Source organism: Geodermatophilus chilensis, assembly GCF_002802985.1.
GTDB lineage: Bacteria > Actinomycetota > Actinomycetes > Mycobacteriales > Geodermatophilaceae > Geodermatophilus > Geodermatophilus chilensis.
This window is the reverse complement of record NZ_NVPT01000157.1, coordinates 1-11754: the sequence shown is the minus strand read 5'-3', so window position 1 is coordinate 11754 and position 11754 is coordinate 1. Positions and strand designations below refer to the sequence as shown.

The 11754-nt window shown below is 74.2% G+C and carries 12 protein-coding genes; 3 read left to right on the top strand and 9 right to left on the bottom strand.

Features of this window, described 5'->3' with window-relative positions; genetic code table 11:
• The first annotated feature begins 94 nt into the window (after nucleotides 1-94).
• From CNO22_RS21415 to CNO22_RS21405, 3 genes are read left to right on the top strand one after another with little or no spacing between them, the layout of a single operon-like run.
• The gene (locus tag CNO22_RS21415; protein ID WP_100501276.1) at nucleotides 95-1090 is read left to right on the top strand and encodes a TauD/TfdA family dioxygenase; all 996 of its coding nucleotides are present in this window, start codon (nucleotides 95-97) and stop codon (nucleotides 1088-1090) included.
• Complete coding sequence (sbnB, locus tag CNO22_RS21410) at nucleotides 1087-2115, top strand: 2,3-diaminopropionate biosynthesis protein SbnB (protein WP_198588494.1); 1029 nt, start codon at nucleotides 1087-1089, stop codon at nucleotides 2113-2115. The genes CNO22_RS21415 and sbnB overlap by 4 nt, the downstream gene beginning before the upstream one ends.
• Nucleotides 2112-2927, top strand: a complete 816-nt coding sequence (locus CNO22_RS21405; RefSeq protein WP_100501274.1) for a 4'-phosphopantetheinyl transferase family protein — start codon at nucleotides 2112-2114, stop codon at nucleotides 2925-2927. Before sbnB ends, CNO22_RS21405 begins: the two co-directional genes overlap by 4 nt.
• On the opposite strand, the gene CNO22_RS21400 is transcribed toward CNO22_RS21405, so the two are convergent.
• From CNO22_RS21400 to CNO22_RS21360, 9 genes are all read right to left on the bottom strand, one after another.
• Nucleotides 2879-4549 (bottom strand): alpha-amylase family protein, encoded by a 1671-nt coding sequence (locus CNO22_RS21400; RefSeq protein ID WP_100501273.1) that lies wholly within the window; start codon nucleotides 4547-4549, stop codon nucleotides 2879-2881. The two genes, CNO22_RS21405 and CNO22_RS21400, sit on opposite strands and share 49 nt — an antisense overlap.
• 10 nt (nucleotides 4550-4559) lie before the next feature.
• Nucleotides 4560-5084, bottom strand: a complete 525-nt coding sequence (locus CNO22_RS21395) for a GNAT family N-acetyltransferase (protein WP_198588493.1) — start codon at nucleotides 5082-5084, stop codon at nucleotides 4560-4562.
• A complete protein-coding gene (locus tag CNO22_RS21390) occupies nucleotides 5081-6130 on the bottom strand; it encodes a TIGR03885 family FMN-dependent LLM class oxidoreductase (protein ID WP_100501272.1) in 1050 nt (349 codons plus the stop codon). The genes CNO22_RS21395 and CNO22_RS21390 overlap by 4 nt, the downstream gene beginning before the upstream one ends.
• Nucleotides 6131-6412: 282 nt before the next feature.
• Entirely contained in the window at nucleotides 6413-7963 is a 1551-nt protein-coding gene (locus CNO22_RS21385; protein WP_100501271.1) for a putative bifunctional diguanylate cyclase/phosphodiesterase, read from the bottom strand.
• 100 nt (nucleotides 7964-8063) lie between these two features.
• Nucleotides 8064-8702 (bottom strand): hypothetical protein, encoded by a 639-nt coding sequence (locus CNO22_RS21380; protein ID WP_100501270.1) that lies wholly within the window; start codon nucleotides 8700-8702, stop codon nucleotides 8064-8066.
• 82 nt (nucleotides 8703-8784) lie between these two features.
• A complete protein-coding gene (locus tag CNO22_RS21375) occupies nucleotides 8785-9777 on the bottom strand; it encodes a tripartite tricarboxylate transporter substrate binding protein (RefSeq protein ID WP_100501269.1) in 993 nt (330 codons plus the stop codon).
• A 26-nt stretch (nucleotides 9778-9803) separates the two neighbouring features.
• On the bottom strand, nucleotides 9804-10472 hold the full coding sequence (locus CNO22_RS21370; RefSeq protein WP_198588492.1) for a 3-oxoacid CoA-transferase subunit B: 669 nt from the start codon (nucleotides 10470-10472) through the stop codon (nucleotides 9804-9806).
• 73 nt (nucleotides 10473-10545) lie between these two features.
• Nucleotides 10546-11211 (bottom strand): 3-oxoacid CoA-transferase subunit A, encoded by a 666-nt coding sequence (locus CNO22_RS21365; RefSeq protein ID WP_100501268.1) that lies wholly within the window; start codon nucleotides 11209-11211, stop codon nucleotides 10546-10548.
• Nucleotides 11208-11754 (bottom strand): thiamine pyrophosphate-dependent enzyme (locus CNO22_RS21360; protein ID WP_198588491.1); only part of this gene is annotated, 547 nt, incomplete at its 5' end. The genes CNO22_RS21360 and CNO22_RS21365, both read right to left, overlap by 4 nt.

The window sequence follows — 11754 nt, the reverse complement described above, 5'->3', positions numbered from 1 at the left end:
TATCGCTTACGTTCTAGACAGTTGATGCCGAAGCACAGCATATAGCGGGATACACGTGCAGGCGTCCTCTGCAGCGGCGGATGAGTTGAAGAGAATGACGTCCCCGTCCCTGCTCGACGTGGAGCTGCGCCCCGGCAGCCCCCCGGTGCTGCACGCCGGCTCCCCCGGTGACCCCACGGCCTGGGCCGCCGAGCACCGCGGCCCGCTGCGCGCCGCCGTCCTCGAGCACGGGTCGCTGCTGGTCCGCGGCCTGGGTCTCGCCGACGCGGACACGGTCGCGGCCGTCGCCGGCCGGCTGACCGACCGGCTGGTGGCCGAGCGGGAGGCCTTCGCGCCGCGGCAGCCGCAGCCCGGCGGGCTGTACTCGGCCACGCCCTGGCCGGCCAACCAGCCGATGTGCATGCACCACGAGCTCAGCTACGCGCTGGAGTTCCCCGGCCTGCTGCTGTTCGCCTGCCTCACCGCGCCGGACACGGGCGGGGCCACCGCGGTCGCCGACGCACCGACCGTGCTGGAGGCACTCCCGGCGGACCTGGTGGCGCGCTTCGGGCGCGAGGGCTGGCTGCTGCTGCGCAGCTACAACGACGAGATCGGCGCCCCGTGGCCCGAGGCGTTCGGCACCGGCGACCGCGGCGAGGTGGAGGCCTACTGCCGGGCCAACGGCATCGAGGCGGAGTGGCAGCCGGACGGGGGGCTGCGCACCCGGCAGCGGCGCAGCGCCGTGGTCCGGCACCCGGTCACCGGCCGGCGCTGCTGGTTCAACCAGGTGGCCTTCCTCAACGAGTGGACGCTGGCCGAGGAGGTGCGCGAGTACCTGGTCGAGGTCTACGGCCCCGAGGGGCTGCCGTTCACCACCGCCTTCGGCGACGGCTCGCCCATCGGGGAGGACGTCGTCGCGCTGCTCAACGCGGTCTACGAGCAGCACACCGCCCGCGAGCCCTGGCAGGACGGCGACCTGCTCCTGGTCGACAACGTGCGCACCGCGCACAGCCGTGAGGCCTACACCGGCCCGCGCGAGGTGCTGGTCGCCCTCGCCGACCCGGTACACCTGGCCGACTGCTCGCCGACGGTCCCGGCGGGTGCCCGGTGAGCGCCGTCGTGCCGCCGTTCGCGGTGGTCCCCGGCGCGCAGGTCCAGTCCGCGCTGCACGGGCGCGAGAAGCAGATCGTCGAGCTCGTCGAGGCCACCTACCGGCTCCACGGGGCCGGGGACTCGGTGAACCCGCCGTCCTACTTCCTGCGCTTCCCGGACCGGCCGTCGTCCCGGATCATCGCGCTCCCGGCCTCGATCGGCGGCGACGTCCGCGTCGACGGCATCAAGTGGATCTCCAGCTTCCCGGACAACGTCGCGGCCGGGATCCCCCGCGCGTCGGCCGTGCTGATCCTCAACGACCACGACACCGGCTACCCGTTCGCCTGCATGGAGGCCTCGGTCATCAGCGCCAGCCGGACGGCGGCGTCCGCAGCGGCCGCGGCCGACTGGCTCAGCCGGGGGCGCAGTCGCCCCACGCGGGTGGGCTTCTTCGGGGTGGGCCTGATCGCCCGCTACATCCACACCTATCTGGCGGCGACCGGCTGGTCGTTCGACGAGATCGGCGTGCACGACCTGTCGCCCCACAGCGCGGCCGGCTTCCGCGGGTACCTCGAGCAGTCGGGGACGTCGGCCCGGGTCACCGTGCATGAGCCCGCGGAGCAGCTCATCCGCTCCAGCGACCTGGTCGTGTTCGCCACGATCGCCGGGGAGCCGCACGTCAGTGACGTGTCGTGGTTCGACCACGCCCCGCTGGTGCTGCACGTGTCGCTGCGCGACCTCGCGCCGGAGGTGCTGCTGGCCTCGACCAACGTCGTGGACGACGTGGAGCACTGCCTCAAGGCCGACACCTCACCGCACCTGGTCGAGCAGCTGACCGGCAACCGGGACTTCCTGCTCGGCACGCTCGCCGACGTGATGGCCGGCCGGGTGACGGTGCCCGAGGACGGCCCCGTCGTGTTCTCGCCGTTCGGCCTCGGCGTCCTCGACCTCGCGGTCGGCAAGGCGGTCTACGACGAGATCGCCGCGGCCGGAGAACTGCAGGTCGTCGAGGACTTCTTCACAGAACTCTCCCGCTACGGATGACCCGCGCGGTGCCCACCTACGGCCGGCCGCCCTGGCCACGGTCCGGACCCGACCCCGCGCCGCTGCCCGGGGTGTGCCAGGTGTGGTGGGCCCGGCCCGGCGACGTCCGCCCCGAGCACGACGCGCTGCTCGGTGAGGCCGACCTGGACCGGCGGGCGCGGCTGGCCCGCCCGGCCGACCAGCAGCGGATGACGGCGGGCGCCGCGGTCGCCCGGCTGGTGCTGGGCACCGCGCTCGGCACGCCGCCGGCCGACCTGCGCATCGACCGGACCTGCAGCACCTGCGGCTCACCGCACGGCCGGCCCCGGCTGGCCGACGCCGACGGCCCGGACTTCTCGGTCTCCCACTCGGGCCACTGCGTCGTCGTCGCCGTCCTGCCGGGCGGCACGACGGTGGGCGTGGACGTCGAGGAGGTCGGCCGGTTCGCGCCCGGCGAGCTCGAGGAGCTGGCCGCCTGCGCCCTGGCCGACGCGGAGCGCGAGCACGTGGCCCGGCTGCCGGCCGCCGCGCAGCCGCGGGCCTTCACCGTCTGCTGGGTGCGCCGCGAGGCGGTGCTCAAGGCCACCGGCCAGGGCCTCGACGTCCCGCCGGACGGGCTGGTCCTCACCCCGCCGTCCACCCCGCCCCGGGTGCTGCACCGGGACGGGCCGGAGCCGGTGTGGCTGCACGACCTGCCCGCGCCGTGCGGCTTCGTCGCCGCCCTGGCCGGCCTGGGCACCCCGCCGGACGACGTGGTGCACCGCGACGCCGGGCCGCTGCTGCGTCAGACCAGCCGGCGGCTGTCCGGGCCCACGACGCGCAGCCACCGGTAGCCGTAGCCGTCGAGGGGCAGCTCGACCCCGCCGTCCTCGTCGACCGGCTCCCCGCCGGCGTCCAGCAGGTCGACCAGCCGGTGCCCGTCGCCGCAGCCCTCGAGGGTCAGCGGGACGGTGCGCGGCTCCGGGCCGAGGTTGTGGACGGCGACCAGCGCGCCGTCGTCCCAGCTGCACAGGTGGGCGAAGACCTCGGGGTGCGGCTGCTCGAGGACCGTGAACGTGCCCCAGCCCAGCTCCGGCGACTCCCGGTAGCGGCGGACGAGCAGCCGCATGAACGACAGCAGCGAGTCGGGGTCGTTGCGCTGGTCGGCGACGTTGACGAACTGCGGGGCGAACCCGCCGTCGACCACCGGCCCGGGCAGCCGGTCGGGGTCGGCGGTGGAGAAGCCTCCGTTGAGGTCCGGCGTCCACTGCATCGGCGTGCGCACCGCCAGCCGGCCCTCGGCGTCGAGGTCCTCCCCCATGCCGATCTCCTCGCCGTAGAAGAGCACCGGGGTGCCGGGCAGGGAGAACAGCAGGCTGTAGACCATCCGCACCCGGCGCGGGTCGCCGTCGAGCATCGGCGGCAGCCGACGGCGCAGGCCGCGGCCGTAGACCTGCATGCGCTCCTCGGGACCGAAGGCGGCGAAGACCTCCTGCCGCTCGTCGTCGGTGAGCTTGTCGAGGGTCAGCTCGTCGTGGTTGCGCACGAAGGTGGCCCACTGGCTGTCCGGGTTGACGGCGGGGCGCTGTTCCAGGGCGGTGCTCAGCGGGCCGGCGTCCGCGCGGGCCAGGGAGAGGTAGAGCGCCTGCATGCCGACGAAGTCGAAGACCATCGTCAGCTCGTCGCCGTCGGCGCCACCGAAGAACTCGACCTGCTGCTCGTGCGGCAGGTTCACCTCGCCGAGCAGGATCCCGTCGCCGGTCCGGCGGCCGAGCAGCTGGCGCAGCGACCGCAGGTACCGGTGCGGCTCCGGGAAGCACTCCTCGTCGTCGGGCTGGGTCTCCAGGAAGAAGGGGACGGCGTCGACGCGGAAGCCGGACAGCCCCAGCTGCAGCCAGAAGCCCATGACCTTGGCGATCTCGTCGCGCACCCGCGGGTTCGCCACGTCGAGGTCGGGCTGCTCCTTGTAGAAGCGGTGCAGGTACCACTCGCCGGTGGGCTCCTTGAAGGTCCAGACGCCCTGCTCCTGGTCGGGGAAGACGACCTGGTCGGAGGTGTCCGGCGGCTCGTCGTCCCGCCAGACGTAGAAGTCGTGGAACGGGTCGTCGCGGCTCTGCCGGGCCCGCTGGAACCACGGGTGCTCGATCGAGGTGTGGTTGACGACCAGGTCGGCGATGACCCGCATGCCGCGGTCGTTGGCCGTGCGGATGACCTCGACCAGGTCGCCGTGGGTGCCCAGCCGCGGGTCGACGCCGTAGAAGTCGGTGATGTCGTAGCCGTCGTCGCGCTCGGCCGTCGGATAGAAGGGCATCAGCCACAGGCAGGTCACGCCGAGGTCGGCGAGGTGGTCGATGCGCTGCGCGAGGCCCGGGAGGTCACCGCAGCCGTCGCCGTCCCAGTCCATGTAGGTCTCGACGTCCAGGCAGTAGACGACGGCGTTCTTCCACCAGAGATCGGCGGTGTCGGTGATGCGCATGACGCTCTCCCTACCGCATCCCGGGCTCGTCGAGCAGCTGGAACAGCAGGTGGTCCTGCCACTCGCCGGCGATGCGCAGGTACCGCGGGGCGACGCCGATCGGCGTGAACCCGCTCCTGCGCAGCACCCGCTGGGAGGCGGCGTTGTGCAGCAGGGTGCCGGCCTGCAGCCGGTGCAGGCCGACCTCGCCGAACGACCATCGCGGCGACGGCGGCGGTGGCGACCCCGCGGCGGGTGGCGTGCCGGGAGACCCAGTAGCGAGGTCGCCGGAGAGGAAGGGCCCGTGGACGACGTTGTGCACGGAGATGCGCCCGACCGGCTCACCGTCCAGAAGGACCACCCCGGGCAGGACGGCGCCCTGCCGGTGCAGCCCCAGCAGCCGGGCGGCATCGCGGCGCTGGAACTCCTCGGTGCGGTACTCCTCCGGACGCGTGGCGTCCCACGGGGCGAGGAAGTCACGGTTGGCGACGAGCAGCGCGGTCAGCGCCGGCGCGTCGTCCTCCGTCAGCAGGCGGACGGTGACGTCCGTGCTCACGGCAGGACGGCGGGCTGCGGCTCCTGGTGGGGACGGCGCGGCTGCGGCGGGCCGGCCGGGTCGACGGCGACCGCCGGGGCCGGGCGGCTGACGTCGAGCTGCGGCAGGACGTGCTCCCCGAAGGCGTCCAGGAACGGCCGCTGCTCCTTGCCGACGTGGTGCAGGTAGACCTGGTCGAAGCCGAGCTCGACGTACTCGGCGATCCACGCGGCGTGCTGACCCAGGTCGGCGGAGACGCGCACCGACTCGGTGACCGCCTCGGGGGTGACGTGCGCGCTGGCCTGGTCGAAGGCCTTCGTGGTGTCGAGGTCCCAGCACAGGGGTGGCGGGAAGACGTTGCTGCGCCACTGGTCGTGGGCGATGGCCAGGGCACGGTCGGGGTCGGTGTCCCAGGAGACGTGCACCTGGATCGTGAGCGTGCCCTGGCCGCCGCCGTCGCGGTAGGCGGCGATCACCTCGCGGAGGACGTCGTGCGGCTGGTTGATGGTGACCAGACCGTCGGCCCACTCCGCGTGCCGGCGGGCGGTCGCTGCGCTGACGGCGGGGGCGATGAGGGCCGGCTGCTGCTCGGGGAGGGTCCAGATGCGGGCGCGGTCGACGGTCACCAGACCCTCGTGACTCACCTCTTCGCCGGCCAGCAGGGCGCGGATGACGTCGACGCACTCGCGCAACCGGGCGTCGCGCAACTCCTTGCGCGGCCAGACGTGCCCGGTGACGTGCTCGTTCATGGCCTCACCGGAGCCGAGGGCGACCCAGAAGCGGCCGGGGAACATCGCGCTGAGGGTGGCGATCGCCTGGGCGATGATCACCGGGTGGTAGCGCTGGCCGGGGGCGTTGACCGCGCCGAAGGGCAGGCCGGTGGTGGCGAGGGCGGCACCGAGCCAGGACCAGGCGAAGCCGGAGTGGCCCTGCCGCTCGTTCCAGGGTTCGAGGTGGTCGGAGCACATGGCCGCGGTGAAGCCCACCTCCTCGGCGTGCTGAACCGCGCGCAGCAGCTCGGCGGGGTGCACCTGTTCGTGGGAGTTGTGGAACCCGATCACCGTCATGCCCGGCGCCCTACCCCGCCGACGCGGCGTCTACCTGCGAAGTCAGCCGAGCAGCGCCACGTGATCTGCCCCGATCGGCTGCACACCCGGGGGCAGATCCCGAGCTGTCACCCGGGCCCGCCCCGCGGCGGGGGTACGTGATCGCCGAGCCACCGAAGTTGATCATGGGGTTGTTGCCGGCGACACGCGCGGACACACCGCCCGAGGCTGCGACAACCCCATGATCATCGTCGAGAGAGGGCGAGCAGCGGGAGACGCGGAGCGGGCGCAGCGGAACGGGCGTCAGGCGGGGGCTGCGGTGCCGGTCCCCTCGGTGGGCGTGCTGGCGCCGCCGAGCAGCAGCAGTTCGGCGTCCGTGTGCTCCAGCGGCGCCGCGAACAGGTAGCCCTGTGCCAGCGCGACCCGCCCGTCGCGCAGGTGGGTGCGCTGGCGCTCCTGCTCGATGCCCTCGGCGACGATCTGCAGGTCGAGGGTGTGTCCGAGGGTGATCAGGCCGCGCAGGATGGCCGGCATGGCCCCGGCGTCGTCGATGGTGTCCACGAACGACCGGTCGATCTTGAGGATGTCGACGGCGAACTGCCGCAGGTGCGACAGCGACGAGTAACCGGTGCCGAAGTCGTCGAGCGCCACCTTCACGCCGAGGCCGCGCAGCTCGTGCAGCCGCTCGGCGGCCAGCACCGGGTCGCGCACCAGCACCGACTCGGTCAGCTCGAGCACGAGGGCCGACGGCGGCAGCCCGCTGCTCGACAGCGCCGTCCGCACGTCGTCGAGCAGCCTCGGCGACCCGAGCTGGGACGGCGAGACGTTGACCGCCATCGACAGGTCGGCCGCGGCCGGGTGGTCGCGGCGCCAGGCGGCCGCGGTGGCGCACGCCTCGGTGAGGACCCACCGGCCGATCTCGGGCACCAGCCCGATCTCCTCGGCCACCGGCAGGAAGCGCTCGGGCAGCAGGACGCCGAGGGTCGGGTGCTCCCAGCGGAGGAGCGCCTCGAAGCCGGTGACCCGCTCGCTGCCCAGGTCGACCACGGGCTGGTAGACCAGCCGGAACTGCCCGCCGGCGACCGCGGCCCACAGGTCGGCCTCGAGCTGGCGGCGCTCCGCGGCGGCCGAGCGCATCTGCGGGTTGAAGAGCACGTAGCGGCCCCGTCCCGAGCCCTTGGCCCAGTACATGGCGTTGTCGGCGTCCCGCAGCAGGGAGGACGCCGTCGCCGCCACGTCGCCGGTGGCGATGCCGATGCTCGCCGAGACGGTGACCCGCTGCCCGCCCAGGTCGACGGGGCCGGCGAGCGCGGCGAGCACCCGTTCGGCGATCCGGGTGGCCTCCTCCACACCGGGCGAGCGCTCGACGAGGATCGCGAACTCGTCGCCGCCCAGCCGGGCCAGCGTGTCCTCGGTGCGGACGGCGGACTGCAGCAGCCGGCCCACCTCGCGGATGAGCCGGTCCCCGGCGGCGTGACCCAGGCTGTCGTTGACGGCCTTGAAGCCGTCGAGGTCGAGGAAGACGACGGCCACCTCGCCCCCGCTGCGCGCGGTGCGGCGCAGCGCGAGGTCGAGCCGGTTGGTGAACAGCGCCCGGTTGGCCAGCCCGGTCAGGACGTCGGAGAAGGCGAGCCGGGCCAGGTCGGCCTCGGTCCGCCGCACCCGCCGGGCGGCGAGGGCGGCGGCGCCGGCAGCTGCGACGCCGCTGAGCAGCAGGTGCAGCAGCACCTGCTGGGAGCCGGCTCCCAGCGCCGAGGCGGCGAGGTGCGCGACGGTCAGCCCGGCCGCCAGCACCCCGGAGAGGACCGCGACCTGCAGGCCGCGGGCCGGTGGCCGTGCCGGTGCCTCGTCCACTGCTGGCCTTCCGTCGGAGAGTGCGTCCCCCTCGGTCTCGGCGGACCCGGTCCAGCGCTTGAGCGCACCGGGCGGGCCCCACCCGCACGGGTGAGCCCGGTCAGCCGAGCAGGTCCGCGACCCGCCCCGGCTCGTTGGCGACGTCCAGGTGCGCGCCGGTGCCGTCGCCCACGACCATCCAGCCGCGCGCCCGCGCGACGGCGGCCTCGGCGTCGTAGGACGCCGACAGGTGCACGTACCGGACGTCGTCGTCCGGCCACTCCGCGGGCACCGGGACGGCGACGTCGTAGAAGTCGGCCGGCAGCTCGTGCCCCTCCGCGAGCACCGCCGCCCGCACCCGCTCGTCGGGCAGCAGCCCGGTCATGGCGTTGGGACCCCACCAGCTGGTCCAGTCGGCGATCCGGCCCGCGCGCACCAGCGGGACGGTCAGCGCGCGGATCTCCTCCGGCCACGCGCCGGTCGGCAGGACGGCGTCGAGCCACACCACCCGCCGCGCGCCGACCGCGGCCGCCACGGCGGGCAGCACGATCCCCGCCCCCGAGAACCCGACGACGACCTCGGCCGACCCGGTCGCGGCCGCGGCGGCGACCCAGCGCTGCGGCCAGCCGGGCGCCGTCCGCACCGTCGCGCGCAGATCCGGGACGACGACCCCGCTCCCCCGCCGCCGCAGCTCCCCGGCCAGCGGCTGCAGCACCGCGGGGCCGAGCAGCGGCGGGTGGACCAGCAGCCAGGCGGACACGACGTCAGTCTGCTGCGCGGGGCGAACGGCGGCCGCCTCCCCCGGTCATCAGCAGGCTCCGGGCCGCTGGTGGATCGAGGGCTCAGCTGCCGAGGAGCGGCTCGTACACCTCCTGCGTGCCGTCCAGCACCTGCTGGAGGTCCTCGGCCCCGCGGAACTCCTCGTCGATGTACTCCTCACCGACCTGCTCGACGACCGCCGGGTCGTCGTGGGCGGTGCGCAGCGCGTCCTCGAGCACCGTGACGACCTCCTCGGGCAACCCGGCCGGTCCGGCCAGGCCGAAGGTCGACCCGGACAGGGTCAGCTCGGGGAAGCCGGACTCCACGAGGGTCGGGGCGTCCGGCAGCCAGGACAACCGCTCCTCCGACGACACCGCCAGCGGGCGGAACTCCCCGGCGTCGATGTTGGCGGTGACGTCGGACGAGGCGTTGATGAGGACCGCGTCGACGTTGCCGCCGAGCAGCGCCGTGGTCATCTCGGCGTTGCCGTTGAAGGGCACCGCCGTCACCTCGACGCCGTACTCCTCGCGCAGCCGCTGCAGCTCGATGCCCTGTGGGGTGGAGGCGCCCGGGACGGCGACGGTGAGCCGGCCAGGCTCCGCCCGGGCGGCGGCGAAGAAGTCCTCCGCGGACTGGTACGGGGAGTCGGCGCCCACCGCGAGGACGGAGGGCACCTCGGCCATGATCCCGATCGCCGTGACGTCGTCCTTGGTGTAACCCACCTCGTTGGCCAGGGGCGTGAGGACCAGCGTGCCCGCCGTCACCAGCGACAGGGTGTATCCGTCGGGCTCGGCGGCGATGAGCTCCTGGGTCGCCGTCGCCCCGGACCCGCCGGGCAGGTTCTCGACCACCACGGTCTGGCCCAGCTCCTCCTCCAGGGAGGCGCCGTACGCACGGGCGGTCAGGTCGGTCGGGCCGCCGGCCCCGTACGGGACGAGCAGCCGGATCTCCTCGGTCGGGTAGGCGGCCGCGTCGCCGTCCGTGCTCCCGGCCGTCCCACCACCCCCCTGCTCGGCGCAGGCGGTGAGCAGGCCGAGGGCGGCCAGCGCGGCGAGGGTCCGGGCGGGACGGGGCATCGTTGCCTCCAGGGACGTCGGGTCGGTCAGTCGGGGTGGACGACGGTCAGGTCGGGCGCGAAGGTGAGCCGGGCGCCGGTCACCGCCTGCAGCCCCTCGGGCGTGACACCGGGGGCGACCTCGCGGACGACGAAGCCCTCCGGGCAGAGGTCGAGGACGGCGAGGTCGGTGTAGACGCGGTCGACGACGGCCGCGGCGGTCAGCGGGTAGGTGCAGCGCGGCAGCAGCTTGGGTCGGCCGTCGCGCGTGGTGTGCGTGGTCATGACGAGGACCCGCTTCGCGCCCACGGCCAGGTCCATGGCCCCGCCGACGGCCGGCGGCAACGCGGCCTCGTCGGTGGCCCAGTTGGCCAGGTCGCCGGTCTCGGACACCTGGAAGGCGCCGAGCACGCTCACGTCGAGGTGGCCGCCGCGCATCATCACGAACGCGTCGGTGTGGTGGAAGAAGGAGCCGCCGGGCAGCAGGGTCACCGGCTGCTTGCCGGCGTTGATCAGCTCCGGGTCCTCCTCGCCGGGCGACGGCGCCGGTCCCATCCCGAGGATCCCGTTCTCGCTGTGGTAGACGATCTCCTTGTCCGGCCCCACCACGTCGGCCACCAGCGTGGGCAGCCCGATCCCGAGGTTGACGTAGGAGCCGTCGGGGATGTCGCGGGCCACCCGGCGGGCGACGTCGGTCGGTGACAGGGGGCGGATCACGAGCCCTCCTCGCTGGCGCTCGTCGGCCTCGTGCCCGGGGATGCTGTGCCCCTGCGTGACCTCGCGAGCTCGGTCACCTGGCCACCTGCACCACGCGGTCGACGAAGATGCCCGGCGTCACCACGGCCTCCGGGTCCAGCCCGCCGAGCTCGACGAACTCCCGCACCTGGACGACGGTGAGCGCGGCGGCCGTCGCCATCGTCGGCCCGAAGTTGCGGGCGGCGGTGCGGTAGACCAGGTTGCCCCAGCGGTCGGCGCGGTCGGCCTTGATCAGCGCGACGTCCGCGGGCAGCGGCCGTTCGAAGACCTGGCGGCGGCCGTCGAGGACCCGCACCTCCTTGCCGTCCGCCAGCAGCGAGTCCGCGCCGGTCGGCGTGAAGAAACCGCCGAGCCCGGCCCCGGCCGCACGCATCCGCTCGCTGAGCGTGCCCTGCGGGACCAGCTCGAGCTCGATCTCCCCGGCGCGCCAGAACTGCTCGAACCAGACGGAGCCGGCCGAGCGCGGATAGGAGCAGATGATCCGGCGGACCCGCCGCTCGCGGATCAGCGCCGCGATGTCGGTCTCGCCGCTGCCGGCGTTGTTGGTGACCACGGTGAGGTCCCGGGCGCCCTGCTCCAGCAGGGCGTGCACCAGCTCGACGGGGACGCCGGAGTTGCCGAAGCCGCCGACGAGCACGGTCGCACCGTCGGCGACGTCCGCGACGGCCTCGGCCAGCGTGGCCACCCGCTTGTCGATCACGGCACCGCCTGCCGGCGCCGGTACCAGCGCGGCGAGGTGGACGGCGGTGGGGTGAGCGCCGCGCGCACCACGAGCACGTCCGGGCCGGTGGCAGCCATGCTGTCGGCCAGCGCGGCGGCGAACTCCGCGCCGAAGCCGTCCACCGCCCGGGCCGGGACGCCGAAGGACCGGGCGAGGGCGACGAAGTCCGGGGTGGTCAGGTCGACGCCGCGGGTCGGAACGCCGGTGTGCACCTGGTCGAACCGCAGCATTCCGTAGCCGCCGTCGTCCACGATCACGGTGGTGACCGGCAACTGCTCCTGGGCGAGGGTGGCCAGCTCCCCGCAGGCGAACAGGAAGCCGCCGTCCCCGATCAGGACCAGTGTGCGGCCCCGGCCGGCCAGCGCCGCCCCGATCGCGGCGGGGAAGGCGTAGCCGAGCGTCCCCCAGCCCAGCGGGAAGGCCAGCCGGCGAGGTCCGGGTACCCGGGAGAAGGCGGCCGCCCAGTAGCCGGCGATGCACATGTCCGCGAGCAGCACCCCCGTCCGGTCGGACACCCGGTCG

Bases quoted from the DNA above. Each gene is read 5' to 3' on its own strand.
- CNO22_RS21415 (WP_100501276.1), top strand. From the start codon at position 95: ATGACGTCCCCGTCCCTGCTCGACGTGGAGCTGCGCCCCGGCAGCCCC.
- CNO22_RS21405 (WP_100501274.1), top strand. From the start codon at position 2,112: ATGACCCGCGCGGTGCCCACCTACGGCCGGCCGCCCTGGCCACGGTCC.
- CNO22_RS21400 (WP_100501273.1), bottom strand. From the start codon at position 4,549: ATGCGCATCACCGACACCGCCGATCTCTGGTGGAAGAACGCCGTCGTC.
- CNO22_RS21390 (WP_100501272.1), bottom strand. From the start codon at position 6,130: ATGACGGTGATCGGGTTCCACAACTCCCACGAACAGGTGCACCCCGCC.
- CNO22_RS21375 (WP_100501269.1), bottom strand. From the start codon at position 9,777: ATGCCCCGTCCCGCCCGGACCCTCGCCGCGCTGGCCGCCCTCGGCCTG.